The organism is Gardnerella sp. DNF01144 (genome assembly GCF_049244245.1).
Taxonomy (GTDB): Bacteria; Actinomycetota; Actinomycetes; order Actinomycetales; family Bifidobacteriaceae; genus Bifidobacterium; species Bifidobacterium piotii.
Genome location: NZ_CP058390.1, coordinates 168,631 through 190,362, shown reverse-complemented (window position 1 = coordinate 190,362; position 21,732 = coordinate 168,631). Strand labels below are relative to the sequence as shown.

Genomic DNA, 21,732 nt, shown 5'->3' with positions numbered 1-21,732 from the left:
ACACATCAAAATTAATTTCCACCAAGAAGCGCAAACGTACCGTAGTAAACAGATGCAATTAATGCAATTGCAGGAATAATTAAGCACACAACCATAAACACATAGTCGCGCTTATTTACGTGACTTATGCGTGCATGAGATCTTGGATTTTCTCCTCCAAAACCGCGCGCTTGCATTGCTGTTGCTAAAGTACTAGACCTACGAATCGAAAGAACAAGAAGAGCAAAAGCTTGAGGCATAAATGCGCGAATCTTACTATCGTCTCCAAGGCCGCGAGAACGCCTAGACGCGCTAAGAGCTGCCCAATCGTCTTGTAAAACGCTAAAAAGCCTCATTCCTGCTAATCCGCCATAAACAAACTTATCTGGCAAGTGCATAACTTGACTAAAAGCATCTGCTAAATCAGTAGCATCAATACCAATAACAGTAACAATTGCAGGAACACCAATCGCTAAAATACGAATAAACGTTGCAATTGCAAGAGTTGTTGAGTGCTCGCTTACGTGAATAATTCCCCAATCAAACAATGTTGCTCCGCCAGATTTACCATACAACCACACTGCTAGAGCAGATCCAGGCGCACCAACCCAAACAGGCCAAGAAAGCTTAACAACACGCCAAGGATTCATTCCAACAATCCATAAAATTATAAACTCTAAAACAAGCGCAATAGTCGAAGAAAGCCAATCAAGAGTAAACAGCAAAGGAATGGAAAGCATAAAAGCTCCAAGCATGCGGTAAACAGGATTTAGTGATGCCAAAAATGGGGAGCAACTTGCAGCTCTTTCTTTCTCATCACGCTTATTTACAGCGCTAACTTTTATTCGAGAAATATTCGTTGCATTAGTTGTAGAAGACAAGCTTTGCGATGATTCTAAATCTTCTTTTGCTTGCGACTCGCCAGCGCGTGTTAAATCGTCAGAATCACTATTTTTATGCTCACTAGTATGCTCACTAGTCGGCTCGCTTGTCTGCTCACTAATAGGCAAAAGTTCAACTAAACGCGCGCCAAGAGCGTCTACTAGCTCTTTATCGTGAGTAACAACAATAACGCTAACGCCGTCTGCTCTAAGGCTTGCAATCAGCTTTATAATTTGCATCCACGTTTTTCGATCTTGGCCAAAAGTTGGCTCATCTAAAATCAAAACCCTTGGAGCTGCAGCCAAAGATGCAGCAACTGTAAGCCTGCGCTTTTCTCCTCCAGAAAGCGTGTACGGATTGGCGTTGGCATATCTGCCTAATCGGAATCGCTCTAGCAATTCTTTAGCTTTTGCTCGAGCATCCTCCTCGCTCATGCCTGTTCTAATAGGACCTAGCATAACTTCTTCGAGAACAGTTCCGCAAGCAAATTGGTGTTCTGGATTTTGGAAAACATACGATATTCTTTTAGCGAGTTCAGTTGACTTCCACTTTATAGGGTTGCTTGAATCTAAGCCTTCACAAAGATTCTCGCTTGCTACAACTTCCCCTTCTATTGACGGAATTAATCCTGCCAAAGTTAAAGACAAAGTTGACTTTCCAGCACCATTTGCACCAACCAAAGCCGTTATTTGGCCAGAATTGAACTCAAGATTAATGTTTTTAGCTATTGGAGTATCCGTATGACTAATCGCAAGGTTTTTTGTAGATAAAACTACTTTCCCATCTCCTACAGAAGGATCGCAATCAGGCTCTCCTTCAACATGAATCCTACCTATATTGCTATCTTTTGAATCCTTATACTTATCTGGGAGCCATATTCCAAGATTTTCAAAGTCAAGATCCTTGCGATTAAACACCTCGTCTGGAGTTCCGTCAGCTACGATTACTGTTTTAGCACTCTCGTCTCTTGCAATATCGTCATCGTGAACAAAGTTTTTGCTATCTTCGCTATTACCGCTATTACCGCTATTTTCAAGCCCCAAAACAATTACTCGGTCAATTAAATCAATCCACGGTTGAGCATGATGTTCCACAAGAACCATTGTTGAGCGAGTATCGTCGAGCACTTTTCCAACTGCTGAAACAATTTGCTCAACGCCGTCTGGATCCAGATTTGCTGTAGGCTCGTCTAAAAGAAGAACACTAGGCTTCATTGCCAGCGCGCCAGCAAGAGCCAGTCGCTGCATTTGACCACCACTTAAATGTGCAGTAGATCGATGAAGTTGCAAGCCATCTAAGCCAACCTCTTTAAGACTTTCGTCAACAATATTCCAAATCTCTTTGCGCGGAACATTCATGTTTTCTGGACCAAACGCAACGTTATCTCCTAAACGTTGAAAAATCGCTTGAGATTCTGGGTCTTGTAAAACTAAACCAACGCGTCCGCGAGCCTTATGAACTGGTACATCGTCTACAAATACTGCGCCTTCACTCACTCCGCCATCTTCGTCTTCAACTAAAACATTATGCGAAGAAGAGTTACTATTTTTATCGTTTGAATCACTTTTAAGAATAATATCGCTGCCGATTAATCCAGCAGCACCTTCAAGAATAGTGGACTTGCCTATGCCCGATGCTCCTAATAGCAATACTCTCTGCCCTGCTTCAATAGTCAGGTTCAAACCACGAACAGCAAACGCTTTGCGAGAGGCATGACGATAACCCCAATTCTCAAAACGCAACTGAGCAGCACTAAAAGCCGATGGAAGGAAAGTTTCAGCTTTGTACTGGTTAGTATTGTTCAAAACCTGCGTTTTAGATTCATCGGGCATAGCAAATCCTTTATGGCAATGATTTTTATTTAATTATTTATTAAATTATTTTTAGGATTATTAGACTTTACTATAGATTTTTAGAATCTTAACAAATCTTAGAATCTTAGCAAATCCTACAATCCCAAAACGCCTACTTGCTTAGAAAAATCTAAACAGCATACAGCATTTAATTGCTATATGCATAGAAGACGCTTGTTGACATGATTGTGCCTTTTTACTTTTAGGCACGGGAAAAACAGATCTCCGTGCGCCAGTATTACCTGGATTCACGTTCAAGCGGTTTCTCTCAGCTTTACGAATTAACGCAAAGCACCCGTGTCGAGTGAAAATTTTACGGCATTGTGTAGACTCGCGCACAAAATCCATCAAAATTCATATACCTAGGTACTTTATGCGCGAGTTAGAACTTACAATATTACTTCACTGCTTTATTACTTCGCTAAACGGCTAAGAAGCAAAGCTTCCGTTACAATATTTGACTTCAAGCCAGAAAGAGAAATCGACTCGTTTGGGCTATGAGCATTAGACTTTGGATCTTCTGGACCTGTAACCAAAACTTGAGCTTTAGGGAAGATTCTTTGCAATTCTGGAATAAATGGAATCGAACCACCTTCGCCCTTATTAATAGGATCCACACCAAAAGCGTCTTTCATAGATGCGAGCGCATCTTTAGTTGCAACAGCATTTGGATCCATAGCCCAACCCATGCCATTATCTAAAGGCTCTACAGTTACTTGCGCGCCAAACGGTGCATTTTTAACCAAAAAGTCACTCAATGCTTTTTGTGCTTCCTCAGGACGCTGGCAAGGCGCAGTTCTAAGCGAAAGTCGCAAGCGTGTCTCGTGAGCAATAACGTTAAAGCTTTCCTCTACTGGATGAGCGTCCATTCCAATAACAGTCAAGCTTGGCTTAGTCCACATACGAGCAGCAAGCGATCCAGTTCCTGCAAGCTTGTATGAATCCACTACCGAAGAATCGGCTCTAACTTGCGACTCGTCTAAATCGCGTTGCAAGCCACCAACAGGCTCTTGCGATTCAATTCCAGGAACATTCAAATCGCCGTCTTTGTTGTAAAGAGAAGCAACAAGCATTGAAGCAAGCGTGTATGCGTCTAAAATAGGACCACCAAATTGACCAGAGTGAACTTGATGATCAAGAACCTTAACCTTAACGTCTACAGTAGTGTTTCCGCGCAAGCTAGTCGTAAGACTTGGAACTTCGGCAGACCAATTTCCAGAATCTGCAACAATAATCACATCGGATTCAAACTCATCTTTGTGAGACTCAATAAAAGGAATAAAGCTTGGAGAGCCCATCTCCTCTTCGCCTTCAATGAACACTTTAATGTTTACGCCTAAATCTTCACTTAAAGCGCGCAAAGTACCATAGTGAATAGCAATTCCACCACCATCGTCCGCGCTACCGCGACCATACAAGCGCCCATCTATCTCGGTTCCTTTAAAAGGATCCGTATTCCACTCGCTTGCATCTGGAACAGGCTGAACATCGTGATGAGCGTAAAGCAAAACAGTTGGAGCACTTGGGTTTACAATCCTAGATCCAACAACCTCGAATGCACCTGGAGTGCCATCTGGATTTTGCGACTGCTCAACACGAGCATCAACACCAACTTCGCGCAATACACTAGCAACGTATTCAGCAGAAGCACGCATATGATCCCCAGTAATGCCTTTAGCAGAAACAGCTCCTAAAGAAATCTTCTTATTTAATACGCCAATAACGTCTTCCCAAGCGTTTTGCACACGTGAGCGCACATCGTCAACCTCTAGAACAGCCATAAGTCCTCCAAAAAACACTAGATTAGTAAAAACAATATTTGAATTACTATTATCAGACTATTCATAACCAACGAAATTGCTAATAACGCGTCTAGTCTGTTGGGTAATCTGCAAACATGACATGGAATCCATTCGTAAAAAGAGACGCTGATAATAACGCACAAAATGGCGATCAACCATCAGCCAATAAAAATAGCGAAAATAAAGTAGAAAATAAGCCAAAAACTCGCACAAAAAACGCTCCAACGCCAAAGCAAACCGAAGCTGCAGCGCAAAATCTTAGACCGCTAGTTCCAACAGATAGAAAAGCTAGCGCAAAGGCTGCGCGAGCACGATTGCGCGAAAGAGAAAACGCACAATACGAAGCTATGAAAAATGGCGATTTAGCGCATATGCCAAAGTCGGAGCAGCTTCCTTGGAGAGTTTATATTCGCGATTACGTAGACGCGCGCTTTAATATTGGCGAGTTTTTTGTTCCATTTGCAATCGTAATTATGATTTGCATCTTCTTTACACAAAACTTCTTGTCTACTAAGTATATTGCTCTTTATTTTGCGCTTGCTATTATTCTTTACGCATATCTTTTTGCTGCGATTATTGACGTTTTAATAATGTGGCGAAAACTTAGAAAAGAACTTGTTAAAAGGTACGGCCAAGCTGCTGTTGCTAAAAGCTCTAGGTCTGCAATGTATGCTTGCAGTCGCGCAATACAAATGCGCAGATGGAGGCTACCAAAGCCGAGCACGCCAAAGCGCGGTAATTGGCCAAAGTAAAACGCTAGTATACCAACAAAGATATGATTTATAGAAATGTGTGTTTGTAGCATGCTACTTAAGGCTACTTAAGTAATAGTTGCACAAATGTGGTAGTAAACCCGTTGTAGAAAACCTTGCAATAAGCACAAAACAAAATTAACGCGAATATCGTATAGGGGATAAACGCAAAATGGCAAACGAGAAGTCAAAGAACACTAAGAAATCGGGCATGATTTCACAAATTGTGCGCATTTACAAGTACACGCATACAGACGATAAGCAGCTTCCGCTTTGGCTTGGCCTGGCTTTCGTAGCCCCTGTAGTGCTATGCGTTATAGTTGGCGCTATTTTACGCTGGTCCATTTTTACGTGGATTATGATGGTTGTAACAGCGCTTATGCTTGGTCTTTTGCTTTTTACTGTTGTTTTAACAAAGCGCGCAGATAAAGTTGGATACGCAAAACTAGAAGGTAAACCTGGAGCTGCAGCTGGAATTTTAAGCGCAATCAATAAAGGTGGTTTTACTTTCCCACAACAGCCAGTATGGGTTGATCCTCGCACCAAAGATGCAATTTGGCGTGGAACTGGTTTTAACGGAATATTTCTTGTTGGAGAAGGCAATTACGAACGCTTGACTCATGCTATGGAACGCCAAGAGCATGCTATTAAAAGTGTTACAGCTGGATCCAATATTCCTGTTTACCGCATTTGCGTTGGAAATGGCCAAAATCAAATTAAGCTTAAGGATTTAAGGAGTAAAGTTCTAAAGTCTAAAACTTTGATTCCTACAAATCACAAGTTTGCTCCTCTTGCTGCAATTCATCCAAATCGCAGATTCTTCCTAACTAAAACAGAGCTTGCGATTCTAAACGACCGTTTACGCACTTTGCAAGGAAAGCTAGGGTTTGGAATTCCAAAGGGAATTGACCCAACTCATACTCCACGCGTGAGCCGCAGAGCTTTAAGAGGAAAATAAATCTAGGCTTTTAGCTCATAAAATTAAACCAGACGTTCCAAGTGGTTCGTCTGGTTTTAATATATTTATACGCGATTTTACTTGCGATTTTACTTGCGATTTATATGCAAATACTATTCTCGCGTTATACGCGACTGAACCCAATCAACAATGTACGGAGCGCACTCCTCCACTTGATCCATTGCAATCTCAAACTCTTTAGGACCACCATACCAAGGGTCTGCCAAATCTAAAACAGCTTCACGACCAGCTTGTGGCTTTTCTAAAGACGGATCAAACGACCTATACATGTGTACAAGACTACGCTTTTGCGGCGGAATAATCCTAAGCAAAGATTGCATATGCGAAGCCGTCATTGGAAGAAAAAGATTCGTCTCTTCTATTTCGTCTCGCTCAATCCTATGCGCAAAATGGCTTAACGGCAAAGAATATCCCCTACTTTTAAGCTCTTTTTGCGCACGCCTATCAATCGGATTTCCGTATTCTTCGTCGCTTACGCCGCATGATTTTACAGCAACAACATCGCTTAATCCTCTAAGCTTAAACTCGTTACGCAAAACAATTTCTGCCATTGGAGATCTGCAAATATTCCCCGTGCAAACTGTCATAACAACATACGGATGCTTAGCATCTACGTGAATTTTGCTTAAAGATTCCATACATATCCTTAATCTAGCTTATTTTTTAGATTTAACTGGCTCATAAACCATAAACTTATATTTTGTATTGAATTGTTTTTCGCCAACTTTTATAGGCGATTCCTGCCAATCGCCATCGCGCGCAACTTTCCACAATCCATCATCTACAAGTTTTTGAATGTTTGGAGCAAAGGTATCTGCTTCTACTCTAGCGTCAATTTGAGTTACATAAGATGCGTCAACAATTTGTGACTTAATCACTTCTCTAAAAATTGCGCCGCCACCAATAATCCAAATTGCTCTGCCATCTTTTGGCAAATCCAAAGAATCTACATGCTCAATAGGATTATCTTCAATCCACTTTTTTGCGTAGCATATTGCGTCTTCAATATTTGTAAAACTTTTTGCTCCATTTGGATTAAAGTCTGGATTCCTAGAAACAACAATATTTTCGCGACCAGGAAGAGGCCTAAATTTTTCTGGCATAGAATCCCAAGTTCCTCTGCCCATTATTACTGGGCAAGAGATTGTCATTGCCTTAAAATAGCGCAAATCTGGGGAAAGTCGCCAAGGCATACCGCCATTAACGCCCATCGCGCCTGTACGGCCTTCAAAATCGTATGCTTGCCCCCAAATTAAACGAACGGGAATATCGTTAGTCATAAAACTCCTAAGTAAGCCTACTAATCAATCACTAAATAAAGTAAAATCACACAGCTACAGGAGCCTTAATCGTAGGATGATGCTTATAATCAACAACCTTAAAATCGCTATAGTCGTAGCTAAAAATAGAATCAGCTTTGCGAATCTCAAGCTGCGGATACGGGTACGGCTCGCGCGAAAGCTGCTCAAGCACTTGCTCTACGTGATTATCGTAAATATGGCAATCGCCACCAGTCCACACGAACTCTCCCGGTTCTAATCCTGCTTGTTGAGCCATCATCATTGTTAAAAGCGAGTAAGAAGCAATGTTGAATGGCACGCCAAGGAACATATCGCAAGAACGCTGGTAAAGCTGGCAAGAAAGCTTGCCATCGGCAACATAGAACTGGAAAAGCGAATGGCACGGAGGCAAAGCCATATTCTCTACTTCTGCAGGATTCCATGCGCTAACAATCATTCGACGAGAATCTGGATGATTCTTAATAAGATCCATAACGTTTGCAATCTGGTCGATTGTGCGATTTGGATTTTGCTCGGTTGGAGCTGGCCAACTACGCCACTGAACGCCGTAAACAGGCCCTAAATCGCCATTTTCGTCTGCCCACTCATCCCAAATATGCACACCGTTTTCTTGCAACCAACGCACATTGCTAGAGCCTTTAAGGAACCAAAGAAGCTCGTACGCAAGCCCCTTAAAGAACACAGTTTTTGTTGTTATAAGCGGGAAACTCTTGCTTAAGTCAAAGCGAATTTGCTGACCAAAAAGAGATATTGTTCCCGTACCAGTGCGATCTGATTTTAATGTGCCTTCCATAAAGATTTTTCTAACCAAATCCTCGTAAGGAGTAGGAATATTAGACACTGGTTTTTGCGGCACGCGCGCACGCAAATCTGCAAGTTCTTGTTGAGTTAAAGCCATACGTTTATTCTATCATTAGCTAAATTCAACACTACCAATGCATGTGCAAATATACTTATACTGTGCATCTCTATATAATTGTTTTAGCTAAGCACAACAAACGCAAAGGAGCAAGAATGGCTAGAAGAATATGGGTTGAGCGTTTAGAAGACGGCTCTTGGATTGCAAAAAGCGAAGACGGAGCAACACTAAAATTTGGCAAAGGCGAAGGGCAATTTTCTCCCGTAGAACTAATGCAAATAGCTCTAGCTGGTTGCACAGCTTTAAGCAGCCAATACGCTGTTGAGCATGCGATTGGAGAAGGAAAAGGCGCGCGTGTAGTTGTAAATGGCACTTACGACCCAGAAGAAGGAACTTACTTAAGATTCCAAGAAGACTTAACAGTAGACGCTACAAGCGCAAAGCCTGCACTAACTAACGAAGATGCACAAGCACTAAAAGAGCGTATGGAAAAGCATATTAGCAAGGGTTGCACAGTTAAGCACACTCTTGAGCGCGGAGCACTTGTACAAGTTAGCGTAAATATTCGGCATTAATGGGAAGATTTGCACCAGCGCTCTTAGCACGCGGAAAAATGGCCACTAGCCGATGATTCAAAAACGCCACTAAAGTGGCAAAAAATAACAATTTGTGGCACAATGCTAAACACAATGCTACACTTTTAACGTTGTTAGAGCTATTTATGTAAGCTATTTATGTAATCGGAGGAAACTTTGAAAATCGCGATTTTTACAGAAACGTATCCACCATACATAAACGGCGTAGCAACACAATCCTACATGCTTAAAAAAATGTACGAGGAACTTGGTCATGAGGTTCTTGTTGTTACAGTTGGCTCCGAAAAACAACGTAAAACCAAGCTTGTAGACGGCGTTGTGTACGTTCCAGGCATTCTTTTAAAAAAGCTTTACAAGTATAGGGTTGCAATTCCAATTGGAAACATGCGCAAAAAGTTCCCGATTAACTTTAAGCCAGATGTTATTCACATTCAAAACGAATTTGGCATTGGAGAAATAGGCCTAGAAGTGGCCAAAAAAGAGCATGTTCCTGTTGTTTACACGCTACACACCGAATACGATAAATTCCTGTTTTACATTGGTCTAAAGCATTTTACTGAGTTTTCTAGGAATATATCGGCAAAATATTTTACGCGATTTTCTAAAAACGCAACAATTATTACAAGCATGTCTGCTAAGGCTCAAGCTTATATTGACCGCCAAAAAGTTGATAAAAAGGTTGTTGTTCTTAGCAATGCTGTTGAATACAAAAAGTTCTTGCCAACACCAGAACGAATTGCTTTTAGAGAAGAATTCCGTAAAAAATACGGCATTGCAGATTCTACAAAGCTGTTTGTTTTTGTTGGAAGAATCGGAGCCGAAAAGAACATTAGCGAGTTGATTGACAACTTTATGTATTGTGATTTTCCTCGCGATTTAGCTAGACTTGTTGTTATTGGCGGAGGCCCTGATTTAGAGGACTTGCGCAATAAGGTAGCAAGCAAAGGATTTGAAGATAGAATTTACCTTCTAGGCCCTATTGAACACACGCAAATTCCTAAGTATTTGCACGCAATGGACTACTACACTACCGCTTCCTTATCGGAGATGCACTCGCTTTCTATGCTGGAGGCAATGGCCTCTGGCTTGTTTGCGCTTGTTAAGCACGACGCTCCTAATGAAAATCAAATTATTAGTGGCAAAAATGGTTACCAATGGGATTCTAAAGAAGACTTTAAGCAAGTATTTAGCCGCGTTCTTAATATGAGCAAAGAAGAGCAAGAGCAGCTAAAAGCAAATGTTCTTGAATATTCAAAAAACAATGACTTTAAAAAGCAAGCTCAAGAGTTAATTAAGATTTATGAGCGCGCAATTAGCATTAACAATCAAGAGCTTGCTAAAAAGCGAGCTGCTCGAGAAGAAAGGCGCGCGCGGTTCTTGCTTAAGAAAAACTAAAAGCATATTAACAATACAAGTTTGAAAAAATCGCGTATAAAACACAATTAGTGCCTTATACGCGATTTATGTTTTAGCTCTTAGCGTTTACTTAGCGTTACTACTTTAGTGAAGCGGATCGATTGTTTGCTCAATTTGCTTAGCTTCTTCAACACCAGCCTTTGGAACATCAACTTTATGAACACCATTAATAGAGTCAATAGGCGATGCATTGCTACTCGCCATAGACTGCTGAGCTACTTGCGCAGCGCTTAGTTCCACATACTTGCGCGGAACCACATACACTGGTCTAGACGAATGCTGAAGCAAACCTTGACTAATAGAACCAAGAAGCAGACCAGTAAATCCACCCCTGCCCCTAGATCCAACAACAACCAAATCGTTGTTTAAGCTAGCTTGAGTCAAAGCGTTTACAGCAGAACCAGGAACTACAGAACGATGAATCTTTAGGTTTGGCAAGCGTTGCAAAATCGGCTTTACACGCTCGTCAAGATCTTCCATATAAGATCCCATAACTGCAGTATCTCCCTCAGCTCCTTGAACGCTAGGAACAGCAGAAATCACATCTAATTGAGCATTCCAACTATCTGCCAAATCTGCAGCAATCTCAAGCGCTTTTAATCCCCATTTAGATTCGTCGGAGCCAACAGCAATCTTAGAAATCTTATTGTTCAAGTGGATTCTATGACCATCATCATCTGTATATGGAACAACAACAATTGGGCAATAAGCGTATGCTGGAAGTGAAGAACTTGTTGTGCCAAGTAAACGCTCTGCCAATCCGCCTTTACCACGGTTTCCAATAACAATAAGTTGATAGTTTCTAGAAAGCTCCACAAACACAGAAGACGGGTCGCCAGTAACAATCAAAGTTGTTGCATCCACACCCTGCTCTAAAGCTACAGCTTTGGCTTTAGAAAGAATCTCCTGAGCGTCTTGATGAGCAACATTATCGTCTCCAATGGCTGTATAAGTTGCATCAAAAGACACAGCAGCATAACTTGGCAAAGAGTATGCGCAAACAATTTGAAGTTGCAATCCAGCATGCTTAGCGTAGTTTGACGCCCACCAAACAGCCTTATAGCTTGCATGAGAACCATCAACGCCTACAAGAACAGCTTTTTCTTGTGTAATAACATTCTGTGTCATCTAGATCCTCCTAGCATTGCGCGAATTTTGCAATCTTTACTTAAGTACTACAATAGCCGTTTAATTGTTTTGAGTCTATTGCAACACAGAAGATTTGTAACTTATGACTCACAACTTTCAAATTAGCGCTAAAAACTTGCGACTTACGCCAAAAAAACTTGCGCTAAATAACTTACGCTAAACAACTTGCGACTTACGCCAAAAACTTATGCTAAAAAACTCGGCGAATGGAATAAGCAGATGTAAAAACATAAGGAATAGGGCTATATTTTGTTCCGCCGTATTGCGAATTAATAACCATTCCATTGCCTACGTAAATCGCAGCGTGAGTACCATTTGCAATAATATCTCCTGGAGCTGCTTGAGCAAGACTTGGAACAGCTGTACCAACTGTTGCTTGCGCGCCAGAAGTTCTAGGCAAAGAAACACCCATATTTGCAAAAATGTATTGCACAAAGCCAGAGCAATCCCAACCAGCAGGAGTTGTTCCACCAGAACGATACGGAACTTTGTTTAAGAATTGAGCAGCAAAATTAAGCATTGCTGAAGCAGAAGAACCATCTGGAGGAGCAACAAAATAGCTTTGAGATGTTCCTCTAACACCAGAACGGCTTGCTGCGGAATCGTAATCGCCATCATTATTGCGAGCAGCATTACGAGCATTTTCTGCAGCCGCCTGAGCAGCAGCCTGAGCAGCCAACTCTGCAGCACTTTTAGTTTGAGGAACATTTAAAGACTCAATCCCGCCCCAATGCGAATTAGAATCAACGCTTGTAGAAGTAGATTCTGTTAATAAATCGCGCTTAACAGATGTGACTTTCGGGAAGGAACGCGTAGAAGTAACTGCAGACTCTTCTGCATAAGCACAAGCAAAAGGAACCATAGTAGCAAGAAGAGTTGTGCATACAGCTCCCGCAACTATAGAAGAAAAAATCTTATTTTGTTTAATATTTTGATTAATCTTTTGCTCAACCATCACTAGCGATGTTAACACATTAACAATACAAAGCACCTAAAAACGCGTAGTAAACCAACAAAAGTTGATGAATCTAATATTATGCGAGTAATGCTTAAAAGATTTAGTAGTGAATAAACTCAAAAGCGGAAGCATCTTTAGCGCTAACAACTCTTGAATAGGTTCTACCATGATATTCGGCGCTAGATTCAGATGTTTCTATAGAACCATCTTGATTAATCTTTTCCACAATAGCAACGTGGCCATAAGCGCGGTTAACTCCAGCCTGACCGCGGCCAAACACCATTATGTCTCCAACATGACGTGGAGTATTATCTACCCAATAACCGAGCTTGCGAGCAGTCCAGCCCCACATCCATCCGTCTCCCATATTGGAGCCAACTGGAAGGCCAAGCTGATGCCTGCGAACATAAACCCACCAAGTGCATTGGCTAAATTCGTAAGCATTTCCCGAATCGCCAGAATCGTGATTTGGATTAAAACCAGATGGAACAATCTTTGCATCTGAATCCAAGAAAACAGCAACATTCGGATTATTTGCTGCAGACTTAGACATTTCCGACACCTTAAAATCGGAATTAGAACCCAAATCCCACTTAGACTTATGAGAAGACTTAGTAGAAAATGCGCTTAAATCAGATTCAAGGCCAGCAACTGCGCTGCTAAAGTTCAAATATTTATTAGCGCGATTAATGCTTTCTCGCATACTAGAACGAGATGCTGCTTGATCAGAAGAATCGTCTACAAAACTCAACTTAGAAGAATAAGGTTTAGAAGCCAAAGAATCCATGTTATTAGGCTTGTTCAACGTCATAGAAGTTAAAGCAGCTCCGACTAATGCAAACAAAGAAGCGGAAATAATCATACGATTCTTACGCTCTTTAGCAACGCGTGCTAAACGAAGCTGGCGACGAGACAAAGAAACAGCAAATTCTTGATTTATATCTTTTAGACTTACAACAGCACCATTATTTTCTAAAACGGCTGCAGCACGATTATTAGAAGATGCATGCGAACCGCGCACAGAAGTAAAAAGCATAAAAGGCGAATTAAACCGCCCCTTTGCTTTAGCACCATGCTCAGCATGCTTCATAAAATCGCTCCTAAAATCTTCTAAATGTATTCACAAATTCACACTTACAAATCTAAAGGATACAATGTGGTACGGATACGCAACACAATACGCAACACAATACGCAATGTAATTCTTAAAATTGATATTGAACACGCAAAGATGTATGGTTAATCATATGAAGCTAGCACCAATTATTAATCCAGATGCACGCAAAGAAGCACCAAAGCCATTACGCGTGGACTTGTGCAAAGCATTTATGACTGGAACGATTATTTGGCTCATAGCATCATTAATCACAGTTATTCTTGCGATTTTACACTTTCTATTGTGGTTCTTTGCTGTAATTTGCCTTAGTGGATTTGTAATTGGAATTTTGCTTTTAATCTGGGAACACTTTGATCGCTGGGATTATAGAAGACTAGGAAAGTAAAACGCTTAATACAATTAAGAGAACTATTTTGCACACTACTTTGCAAGCGGAATAGCAAAATTAACAGTAGTTCCCTGCCCAGGCCTGCTCCACAATGTTATGCTACCGTGATGCGTAAGAGCCACGTGCTTAGCAATAGCAAGACCCAATCCAACGCCGTCTTTACTAAAGTCATTTTGATTACTCGACCTATAAAAACGTTCAAAAATACGCGGCTGATCTTTTAGCGGAATACCAATTCCAGAATCAACAACGCGAATCACAGCAAATCGATTATCTTCTGACTTTAAAGCGCAAAGAGCAACAACACTATTTTTGTTAGAATAGATAATAGCATTTTCAACAAGTTTTCTAATCGCACTGCTTATTTGACTAGAATCCGCTAAAACATTAAGTGAAGAATCTGCTTTAACAATTACGCGAACATTTTTACTAGACGAAAGAGCAGAAACAAGATTTTTAACATCTTCCAACACTCTCAAAACGTTTACAACACTAGCTTTTGAAGTATCAATAGGACTTTGCGCTCGCATAAGAAGAAGCAAATCTTCTAACATATGTTCCAAGTGTTTAGACGATTTTTGAGCAGACGCAGCAATATCTTTAATACGACTTGCATTAACATCTTTGCTTTGCAAAACATTAGTAAGGCTGGAAATCATGCGTGTTGAGCTAATAAGTTGATTGGAGACATTGCTTATAAAATCGTTACGCGTTTGCTCAAAAAGATGCTCCGCACTGGAATCGTTTATAATAACAATAACTTTTCCTGCTCCAACACTTCCAACTGTAATATTAAGCCAATTAGGTCTAGAAATTGTAGAAGGATTAGGCGCTGAATCGTTAGATTGTGTTGATGAAGAATCGAAAGCAGCCGAAGATTGTAAATACGAAGTTTTATCTAAATTATCTACATTATCTAAATTATCTACATAAAAATCGTTATCTTCACTAATAGTTACATATTGTTTGGGAGTAAAAGTCACTAAATCAAAACTTTCATAGCCTCCAGAAGATCGCACATTATTTACAGCTTGCAAAACGCGCGGCTGAACAATCGAATCGTCTAAAACAACTCCAAGAGTGTAGCTTTGTGAACTTGCGCGCAAAACGTCGTTATTTTTATCAACAACAATCGTAGCTCCTGGAAGCATAGCTAAAACAGCGCAAGCGTCGGAGCTAATGTCTTCGGAACTATCGTCTATATCAAAGTCGGAATCGGAATCAAAGTCGGAATCGCCTAAAACTTTTTGCATTTTCTTATGAAAAATGATGCGAAAAATGCGCTTAAAACCACGCCTAAAAGTCATAAAAATACGACTAAAAGTAGAATCAAAAAATGGAACAAAAACATTACGAAATGTTGATAGAACAAAGTCAAAAGCAAACATAACAACAACAATTGCAACACAAAGTGCAATCAAAGCGAAAACAACAAACACCATTAAAGGCGAATATGGCGAATCTTGAAGCATACTCTTAAAGAATACTCTAACGCGCTCACATTTAAGCGACTAATACGTTTAACGCACGTGCGCACAGTAGTCTATACTTGATTAGGGCAATCTAAACAAACGCGAATATGCTCCAATGCAATTTAGCGCGATTGAACGCAAGAAAGGACACACCATGCGAGTGATTTTCAACGAAGAGATGAAGGCAGTTGCATTAAACATTGAACGCATGGCAGAGTTTGTTGCAAGAGCCATGAACGATGCTGGAAGCGCTCTAGTAAACGCAGACTTAGAAGCTGCGCAAACGGTTATAGATAACGACGCAAAGCTAGACGCACTAGAAGCAAACGTTATAGATCAATGCTTAATATTGCTTGCACGTCAAAATCCAGTTGCAACAGATTTGCGAGAAGTAGTTGCAACTATGAGGCTTGCTGCAACTTTTGAGCGCATGGGCGATTTAACAAGTCACGTTGCGCAAATCGCAAGAAGAAATTGGCCTGATTGCGCAATACCAAGTCAAGCAAAAGAAACTGTTGAAAAAATGGTTGACTTTTTGCATGTTCTTGCAGGTCAATTAACAGACATGCTTTCAAATAGAGACGTTAATGTAGCAGATGCAATTATTCACGGCGACGACGTAATGGATAAGTTGCACGAAGATATTTTTGCTCTTGTAGAAGGCGAAGATTGGAACGGCACTAGAAAACAGTTGATTGACTTGGTGCTTCTAAGCAGATTCATGGAACGCATAGGCGATCATTCAGTTGCTGCAGCAAGGCAAGTTGTATTTATTGTTTCGGGATTTGACCCAACTAAGAAACCAGAACCAGATAAAGACACAGTTGTAGCATAAAACACAAGTGGCGTAGAACATAATTTTTAAATAGAAACCTAAAAAAGTAGCTTGTAAAACAAAAGTAGGCTTGCAATTAATTTTGCAAACCTACTTTTTATTTAAGTTAATTTAAGATAATTAAGCTAATCAAACTCACTTTTGACCTTGAGCAGCCACGGCAGCAGCACCAGCAGCAGCAGCTTCTGGATCCAAATACTCGCCGCGAGGCTTGATTGGCTTAAAGTTCTCGTCCAACTCGTAAAGAAGAGGAATAGCCGTTGGAATATTAACCTTGGAAATCTCTTCTTCGCTCAAGTTGTCGAGCATCTTAACGATTGCGCGCAAGCTGTTGCCGTGAGCTGCAATCATTACAGTCTTGCCAGACTTAAGCTCTGGAACAATATCGGACTCCCAGTAAGGAGTTACGCGAGTCACAACATTTGCCAAAGCTTCAGTTTCTGGAACTGGGTCGCCTGCGTAACGAGGATCATTCGTTTGAGAATACTCGTCGTTTGGATCAATCTGTGGAGGTGGAGTTGCGTAAGAACGACGCCAAATCATAAACTTCTCATCGCCATATTCCTGACGAATCTCAGACTTGTTCTTACCTTGCAAAGCACCGTAATGGCGCTCGTTCAAACGCCAGCTGCGACGAACTGGAATCCACAAGCGGTCGGCTGCGTCAAGCGCGTAATTCGCGGTGTTGATAGCACGACGAAGCAAAGAAGTGAACACGATGTCTGGAAGAACGTTCTTCTCTTTAAGAAGCTCGCCACCATGCTTAGCTTCCTCAACACCCTGCTCAGTTAGCGGTACATCAACCCAACCAGTGAACTGATTGGTCTTATTCCATGCGCTCTGACCATGTCGGAGCAATACTAATTTATATGTCATAATTACCTAGTCTATTCGTTTCGTACGACTACTTACAAAAAGTAAACAAACACGAAAAATTTAATCAAAAAAGTCGCCGAACACTTGAATAGCATTCAACGACTTTTAAGATTAATTCAACTGATTATAACTAATACAACTAGCGATAATCACAACTAGCGAAGTGGCTTTACGAGTGGGAACGTAATCGTCTCGCGAATGGTTGCGCCCGTAAGCGCGATTAGCAAGCGATCAATTCCCATTCCCATGCCGCCAGCAGGAGGCATACCAACGCCGAGAGCCTCAATAAAGTCCTCGTCAATATCCATTGCCTCAACATCTCCAGCCAAAGCATCCTTAGCTTGAGCAACAAAGCGCTCGCGCTGCACAACAGGATCGTTAAGCTCGGAGTAGCCGGTTGCAAGCTCAAAGCCACGCACGTACAAATCCCACTTTTCAACCATTCCTGGCTTTGTGCGGTGACCCTTAACAAGAGGGCTGGTCTCCACTGGGAAGTCGCGCACAAATGTTGGCTCATAAAGCTTATCCTCGTAGAAGTGCTCCCACAAGTGCTCAACCAACTTGCCGTGATTCTCCACTTCGTCGCGCTCAACGCCAAGCTTGTCTGCGATTGCGCCCAAATGCTCAACGGAAGTTTCTGGCGTAATCTCCTCACCCAAAGCCTCGCTAAGCGAGCCATACATAGTGATTTGCTTCCATTCGCCGCCAAAATCGTATTCTTCGCCGTTAAGCAAAGTCACCTTAGTGGAGCCAAATGCGTCTAGCGCAGCCTTTTGAATCAGCTCTTTAGTAAGAGCGCCAATAGTATCGTAAGTGCCGTAAGCCTGGTAGGCTTCGAGCATTGTAAACTCCGGAGCGTGAGTTGCATCCACGCCTTCGTTTCTAAAATCACGGTTGATTTCAAACACGCGGTCAATTCCACCAACCAAGCAGCGCTTAAGGAAAAGTTCTGGAGCAATACGCAAGTAAAGATCAATGTCGAAAGCGTTCATATGAGTTGTAAACGGACGAGCAGCAGCACCGCCGTGAACCGTTTGCAACATTGGAGTTTCGACTTCCAAGAAGTCGTGGCTGTCGAAAGTGCGACGAAGAGAAGCCACAGCATGCGAACGCCTACGAACCATATCGCGAATCTTCTCGTCTGCAATCATGCCAATATATGGCTTGCGAGTACGAGTATCGTCACTTAATTCCTTATGCAAAGCTGGAAGCGGCTGCAAAGCCTTAGCAGCAATCGCCCACTCTGTTGCAAATACGGAAAGCTCGCCAGTCTTAGAAGAAATCACACGACCGCGAACATACAAATGGTCTCCCAAATCAACCATCTGCTTGAAGCTCTTAATGGATTCTTCGCCAATTTCCTTCTTGGAAACCATCGCCTGAATCGTAGTGCCGTCACCAGCAGCAAGCCTAACGAAGCACAAGCCACCAGCATTGCGCAAGAAAAGCACGCGGCCTGCAATGCCAACCTCGGTATCGGTTTCTTCGCCAGCTTGAAGTTTGCCATCAAAATCGGCGCGCACTTTTTCGATAGTATCTGTAACGTTAAGATGCACTGGGTATGGTTGCACGCCTTCCTTAAGCATCATCGCGCGCTTTGCAACGCGCATTTGCACCTGCTCTGGGTGAGCAAGAGGACCAAACTCTTTATTGCTTGGATCAATTGCTTCATCCAGGCTTGCGCCTTCGTTTACACGCTTGGCGATTGCCTCGTCTTGCGCGAGTAGCATTTCGGCATGCTCAACGGTGTCGATTTCGTTGGCGTTATCTGTTGCGTCATTTTCTGCTGCGGCGTTTTGCGCGGCAAGCATTGTAGTATTCGTGTCACTCATAGACGCTAATTGTAGCTACTAGGTAATACAGCTAAGGACACAAGATAAGCAAGCGCAACAAAATATTTGTATGCGCCAGCCTGTAACATTGCGGACGTTGTTAAAGTTTTGTACGAAAATATTTTGTACGAGTTTAACATCGGGCTGTAGCGCAGTTTGGTAGCGCGCTTCGTTCGGGACGAAGAGGCCGCGGGTTCAAATCCCACCAGCCCGACTTTTGATTTTTGCACTAGCGCAAGCGTTTTAGTTAACCACTTGCTAACTATCTGGCAGCGAATTTACGAGTTGCAATTGCAAGACCAGCAAAGAATCCAGCAAACAGTGCAGCAATTGAAGAAATAACCCAACATATTGCTGCAGTTCCAGTAGTTATTAAATACCCTCTACGCGCGCCGTCACTAGAAAAATCATCGCTCTTATTAGGCTTATTTTCTTGAGCATTATGGCATATGCACTTACTTTGCCCTGGCGTATTATTTGGTATTGCAGGCTTTCCGCCAAAACCACTAAATCCGCCAAGATCTGGAGTAGGATCAGGCTTCAACTCTTGTTTTGGCTCTGGAAGAGGCGCTGGAGCAGGGTTTGGAGCAGGGTTTATAATCTGCGGAATGCATGGTCTAGGCTTATCTGGCTTCTTAGCGTTCTTAATCGTTGCAGTAAACGTTGCATCAACCCATGCGTATAAACGCGTATTTTTTACAACTTTATCGTCTGGAATAAACTGTTCAAATTTTGATCTAACGAATAAAGAATTACTACTACTCTTATTTGATGGACTATAAACACCTGTTTCAGAATCTTGCGCAATAAAATCATAAGGAGCAACCTTATTAATATCCCAAACAACAGTATCCTTCTTATCAATTCCAAGAACAGCTTTTACTTGATTAAAAGTCATAGGAGCAGACCTAGAAGACTCTGCTTCTTTGAGAAGATTCTTTAATGCCGAAATAGAACTACTCTTAGAATTACGAATTATCTTAGCGGTATAACTTAAGCCTATGCTTTCTGCATACTTTGCTAATTCTTCCTTCTTTATACTTAAATCTTTTGTATCGCTTTGTTCATCTGTATCTGTTTTATCAAAATTATCATTACTATATTCATGATGACAATTCAAGAATTTAGCTTCATAATCACCACTATGCAATTCATAAGACTTAAGTCTATATCTTGTATTTGAACCTACTTTAAACTGCACAAGACCTTGCAATGCGTCAACAGAACAAACAAGATAATCATTATTATACGTAGTATTGAAGGTAACTTTAATATAATCTCGAACTATGCGAAGAACATTTTGTTTTCCATCATTTTGAATAAGATTTTCACCAGGAGTTTTACCTGATTTACCACCAAATATTCTCCAAATACCAGGAACAAGACCAGATATAAAAGCTTTTGAAAGATTGCCTCTGCTATCTAAAACATCATACGTAGCATTACCGGCCGTGTTTGGATCAGTATAATCATATACTTTTGGTTGCTCTTTTTTATTTGCAGGAAGGGATAAATCTCGAAGCCCTACCGAATTAAACATAGCACCTATAGAATGATGCACTGTGTCATCAGTTCCCTGTTCAGGAATACTTTTATTCTGAAACTTCCACTTACTTAAATCTAAAACTTCAACTCCGCTACCCTGGAACATTCCTTCCATATCTTCAGCTTTTAAGGTATCCCAATCTTTTATGCCATTAATCTCTTTTAGTTTTGAAGTAAAGTAAAACATTTCCTCCATAGTTGTCACATTTTTGGTATTCAATTTTTCTAAACCTTCTACACTTGAAAGCTTAGATTGACCCCTCCAGCCCATGTTGAACATATCATTTATTTTTGTTAACTTTCCACTTTGGGAAGCAAATAACTTAACACTTTCTAAATTAGAACACATTTGAAACATGCCACTAGCATTACTTATATTAACTTTCTGCCACTTGGATAAATCAATTGATTCTAATTTTTTGCAATAAGCAAACATCAAACTAGCGTCTTCAACATTTTCCATATTCCAGTTTTCAATGCCAGTTAAGCTTAGCAAATTACCGCAACTATAAAACATTTTAGAAATGTTTACAGCTTTTTTATCTTTTTTGACGAACTGTATCTTGTTTAAGCCTTTTACAGACTCAAGACTAGAAAAATCAAAAAACATACTCTCTGCATTATTTATTTTAAAATCATTTCCGTCTATAACAACCTTTTTAACACTTTTGTATCTATCATTATTATTAAGCAAATCTTTAAGATTACTTGCATTAACAGAATCATTAGAATTATTTGCTTGTAAATGCAAAACTGAATTACTTTCTCCGCCTAATCCATATTTAAGATTGCGATCAGAATCTGTAGTCCAGTTTAAAGGCTGCGAATCCGCATCTGATGACCTAGATTGGGAAGCAGAAAAAGAACTGCTAGATAAAGTATGAGTAGAATCCGAAGGAGATTGCTGGTCTAATTTCTGCGTAGATCTCTGACTACCAGACAAGCCAACAGCACTAGTAACGGTCGGAACTAGCATTGCCAGAGCAGCAATAACAGACGCACAAATCGCAATGCTTTTATATAGTCTACGTTGATTCTTCATCTTCTAGTCCTATGTAAATAAAAACACTAATCTAAATAAATCAACGCTAGCACTTTAAAAAAAAAAAATGGAAGAAAAAATGTAAAATTCCCTAAAAGA

Annotated in this window: 18 protein-coding genes and 1 tRNA gene; 7 read left to right on the top strand and 12 right to left on the bottom strand. The window is 41.0% G+C overall.

From position 1 onward, the window contains the following. Positions 1 to 11: 11 nt before the first annotated feature. Together HXT36_RS00710 and HXT36_RS00705 are read right to left on the bottom strand one after the other, a co-directional pair. Positions 12 to 2,693 carry an ATP-binding cassette domain-containing protein gene (locus tag HXT36_RS00710; RefSeq protein WP_018641228.1) on the bottom strand — a complete coding sequence of 894 codons (2,682 nt, stop codon included), beginning with the start codon at positions 2,691 to 2,693 and terminating at the stop codon, positions 12 to 14. 434 nt (positions 2,694 to 3,127) lie between these two features. Then, positions 3,128 to 4,495 carry a dipeptidase gene (locus HXT36_RS00705; RefSeq protein ID WP_004132538.1) on the bottom strand — a complete coding sequence of 456 codons (1,368 nt, stop codon included), beginning with the start codon at positions 4,493 to 4,495 and terminating at the stop codon, positions 3,128 to 3,130. 116 nt (positions 4,496 to 4,611) lie between these two features. On the opposite strand from HXT36_RS00705, the gene HXT36_RS00700 reads away from it, so the two are divergent. Continuing rightward, the gene (locus HXT36_RS00700) at positions 4,612 to 5,268 is read left to right on the top strand and encodes a DUF3043 domain-containing protein (protein ID WP_421778848.1); all 657 of its coding nucleotides are present in this window, start codon (positions 4,612 to 4,614) and stop codon (positions 5,266 to 5,268) included. A 172-nt stretch (positions 5,269 to 5,440) separates the two neighbouring features. After that, on the top strand, positions 5,441 to 6,226 hold the full coding sequence (locus HXT36_RS00695; RefSeq protein WP_248901087.1) for a DUF4191 domain-containing protein: 786 nt from the start codon (positions 5,441 to 5,443) through the stop codon (positions 6,224 to 6,226). Positions 6,227 to 6,339: 113 nt separating this feature from the next. On the opposite strand, the gene HXT36_RS00690 is transcribed toward HXT36_RS00695, so the two are convergent. The 3 genes from HXT36_RS00690 to HXT36_RS00680 are packed head-to-tail and all read right to left on the bottom strand — an operon-like array spanning position 6,340 to position 8,446. Then, entirely contained in the window at positions 6,340 to 6,885 is a 546-nt protein-coding gene (locus tag HXT36_RS00690; RefSeq protein ID WP_004130272.1) for a low molecular weight protein-tyrosine-phosphatase, read from the bottom strand. A gap of 18 nt (positions 6,886 to 6,903) precedes the next feature. Beyond that, positions 6,904 to 7,527 (bottom strand): dihydrofolate reductase, encoded by a 624-nt coding sequence (locus HXT36_RS00685; RefSeq protein ID WP_421778847.1) that lies wholly within the window; start codon positions 7,525 to 7,527, stop codon positions 6,904 to 6,906. Between the two features lie 46 nt (positions 7,528 to 7,573). Beyond that, entirely contained in the window at positions 7,574 to 8,446 is an 873-nt protein-coding gene (locus HXT36_RS00680) for a thymidylate synthase (protein WP_016805278.1), read from the bottom strand. 116 nt (positions 8,447 to 8,562) lie between these two features. Here HXT36_RS00680 and HXT36_RS00675 point away from each other — a divergent pair, with 116 nt between their 5' ends. Together HXT36_RS00675 and HXT36_RS00670 are read left to right on the top strand one after the other, a co-directional pair. Next, positions 8,563 to 8,982, top strand: a complete 420-nt coding sequence (locus HXT36_RS00675) for an OsmC family protein (RefSeq protein ID WP_032813037.1) — start codon at positions 8,563 to 8,565, stop codon at positions 8,980 to 8,982. A gap of 177 nt (positions 8,983 to 9,159) precedes the next feature. Continuing rightward, positions 9,160 to 10,398, top strand: a complete 1,239-nt coding sequence (locus tag HXT36_RS00670; RefSeq protein WP_415696489.1) for a glycosyltransferase — start codon at positions 9,160 to 9,162, stop codon at positions 10,396 to 10,398. A 105-nt stretch (positions 10,399 to 10,503) separates the two neighbouring features. Here HXT36_RS00670 and HXT36_RS00665 read toward each other — a convergent pair whose 3' ends face one another. The 3 genes from HXT36_RS00665 to HXT36_RS00655 form a co-directional block, all read right to left on the bottom strand. Then, positions 10,504 to 11,547: a universal stress protein gene (locus HXT36_RS00665; RefSeq protein ID WP_016635970.1), complete on the bottom strand. Its 1,044-nt coding sequence runs from the start codon at positions 11,545 to 11,547 to the stop codon at positions 10,504 to 10,506. Between the two features lie 211 nt (positions 11,548 to 11,758). Continuing rightward, positions 11,759 to 12,523 carry a C40 family peptidase gene (locus HXT36_RS00660; protein ID WP_421778846.1) on the bottom strand — a complete coding sequence of 255 codons (765 nt, stop codon included), beginning with the start codon at positions 12,521 to 12,523 and terminating at the stop codon, positions 11,759 to 11,761. A 103-nt stretch (positions 12,524 to 12,626) separates the two neighbouring features. Next, positions 12,627 to 13,616, bottom strand: coding sequence for a CHAP domain-containing protein (locus tag HXT36_RS00655; RefSeq protein ID WP_421778844.1), 990 nt, complete (start codon positions 13,614 to 13,616; stop codon positions 12,627 to 12,629). A 157-nt stretch (positions 13,617 to 13,773) separates the two neighbouring features. Here HXT36_RS00655 and HXT36_RS00650 point away from each other — a divergent pair, with 157 nt between their 5' ends. Beyond that, positions 13,774 to 14,028 carry a hypothetical protein gene (locus tag HXT36_RS00650; protein WP_032813038.1) on the top strand — a complete coding sequence of 85 codons (255 nt, stop codon included), beginning with the start codon at positions 13,774 to 13,776 and terminating at the stop codon, positions 14,026 to 14,028. 35 nt (positions 14,029 to 14,063) lie between these two features. Here HXT36_RS00650 and HXT36_RS00645 read toward each other — a convergent pair whose 3' ends face one another. After that, positions 14,064 to 15,503, bottom strand: coding sequence for a sensor histidine kinase (locus tag HXT36_RS00645; RefSeq protein WP_421778842.1), 1,440 nt, complete (start codon positions 15,501 to 15,503; stop codon positions 14,064 to 14,066). A gap of 154 nt (positions 15,504 to 15,657) precedes the next feature. On the opposite strand from HXT36_RS00645, the gene phoU reads away from it, so the two are divergent. Further along, on the top strand, positions 15,658 to 16,338 hold the full coding sequence (phoU, locus tag HXT36_RS00640; protein WP_415701796.1) for a phosphate signaling complex protein PhoU: 681 nt from the start codon (positions 15,658 to 15,660) through the stop codon (positions 16,336 to 16,338). Positions 16,339 to 16,473: 135 nt separating this feature from the next. Here phoU and HXT36_RS00635 read toward each other — a convergent pair whose 3' ends face one another. Both HXT36_RS00635 and lysS read right to left on the bottom strand, forming a co-directional pair. Further along, on the bottom strand, positions 16,474 to 17,214 hold the full coding sequence (locus HXT36_RS00635) for a phosphoglyceromutase (RefSeq protein WP_004130287.1): 741 nt from the start codon (positions 17,212 to 17,214) through the stop codon (positions 16,474 to 16,476). Between the two features lie 155 nt (positions 17,215 to 17,369). Then, a complete protein-coding gene (gene lysS / locus HXT36_RS00630) occupies positions 17,370 to 19,046 on the bottom strand; it encodes a lysine--tRNA ligase (protein ID WP_421778841.1) in 1,677 nt (558 codons plus the stop codon). 140 nt (positions 19,047 to 19,186) lie between these two features. On the opposite strand from lysS, the gene HXT36_RS00625 reads away from it, so the two are divergent. Beyond that, positions 19,187 to 19,260 (top strand) — tRNA-Pro (locus HXT36_RS00625). Between the two features lie 48 nt (positions 19,261 to 19,308). On the opposite strand, the gene HXT36_RS00620 is transcribed toward HXT36_RS00625, so the two are convergent. Then, entirely contained in the window at positions 19,309 to 21,633 is a 2,325-nt protein-coding gene (locus HXT36_RS00620) for a BspA family leucine-rich repeat surface protein (RefSeq protein WP_016787413.1), read from the bottom strand. Between the last annotated feature and the right edge of the window lie 99 nt (positions 21,634 to 21,732).

Excerpts from the sequence above, each read along its gene's own strand:
- HXT36_RS00620 (WP_016787413.1), bottom strand. The coding sequence starts at position 21,633 with ATGAAGAATCAACGTAGACTATATAAAAGCATTGCGATTTGTGCGTCT.
- HXT36_RS00675 (WP_032813037.1), top strand. The coding sequence starts at position 8,563 with ATGGCTAGAAGAATATGGGTTGAGCGTTTAGAAGACGGCTCTTGGATT.
- HXT36_RS00695 (WP_248901087.1), top strand. The coding sequence starts at position 5,441 with ATGGCAAACGAGAAGTCAAAGAACACTAAGAAATCGGGCATGATTTCA.
- HXT36_RS00635 (WP_004130287.1), bottom strand. The coding sequence starts at position 17,214 with ATGACATATAAATTAGTATTGCTCCGACATGGTCAGAGCGCATGGAAT.
- HXT36_RS00645 (WP_421778842.1), bottom strand. The coding sequence starts at position 15,503 with ATGCTTCAAGATTCGCCATATTCGCCTTTAATGGTGTTTGTTGTTTTC.
- HXT36_RS00665 (WP_016635970.1), bottom strand. The coding sequence starts at position 11,547 with ATGACACAGAATGTTATTACACAAGAAAAAGCTGTTCTTGTAGGCGTT.
- lysS (WP_421778841.1), bottom strand. The coding sequence starts at position 19,046 with ATGAGTGACACGAATACTACAATGCTTGCCGCGCAAAACGCCGCAGCA.
- HXT36_RS00710 (WP_018641228.1), bottom strand. The coding sequence starts at position 2,693 with ATGCCCGATGAATCTAAAACGCAGGTTTTGAACAATACTAACCAGTAC.
- HXT36_RS00685 (WP_421778847.1), bottom strand. The coding sequence starts at position 7,527 with ATGACTAACGATATTCCCGTTCGTTTAATTTGGGGGCAAGCATACGAT.
- HXT36_RS00680 (WP_016805278.1), bottom strand. The coding sequence starts at position 8,446 with ATGGCTTTAACTCAACAAGAACTTGCAGATTTGCGTGCGCGCGTGCCG.
- HXT36_RS00650 (WP_032813038.1), top strand. The coding sequence starts at position 13,774 with ATGAAGCTAGCACCAATTATTAATCCAGATGCACGCAAAGAAGCACCA.
- HXT36_RS00660 (WP_421778846.1), bottom strand. The coding sequence starts at position 12,523 with ATGGTTGAGCAAAAGATTAATCAAAATATTAAACAAAATAAGATTTTT.
- HXT36_RS00705 (WP_004132538.1), bottom strand. The coding sequence starts at position 4,495 with ATGGCTGTTCTAGAGGTTGACGATGTGCGCTCACGTGTGCAAAACGCT.
- HXT36_RS00690 (WP_004130272.1), bottom strand. The coding sequence starts at position 6,885 with ATGGAATCTTTAAGCAAAATTCACGTAGATGCTAAGCATCCGTATGTT.
- phoU (WP_415701796.1), top strand. The coding sequence starts at position 15,658 with ATGCGAGTGATTTTCAACGAAGAGATGAAGGCAGTTGCATTAAACATT.
- HXT36_RS00700 (WP_421778848.1), top strand. The coding sequence starts at position 4,612 with ATGACATGGAATCCATTCGTAAAAAGAGACGCTGATAATAACGCACAA.
- HXT36_RS00655 (WP_421778844.1), bottom strand. The coding sequence starts at position 13,616 with ATGAAGCATGCTGAGCATGGTGCTAAAGCAAAGGGGCGGTTTAATTCG.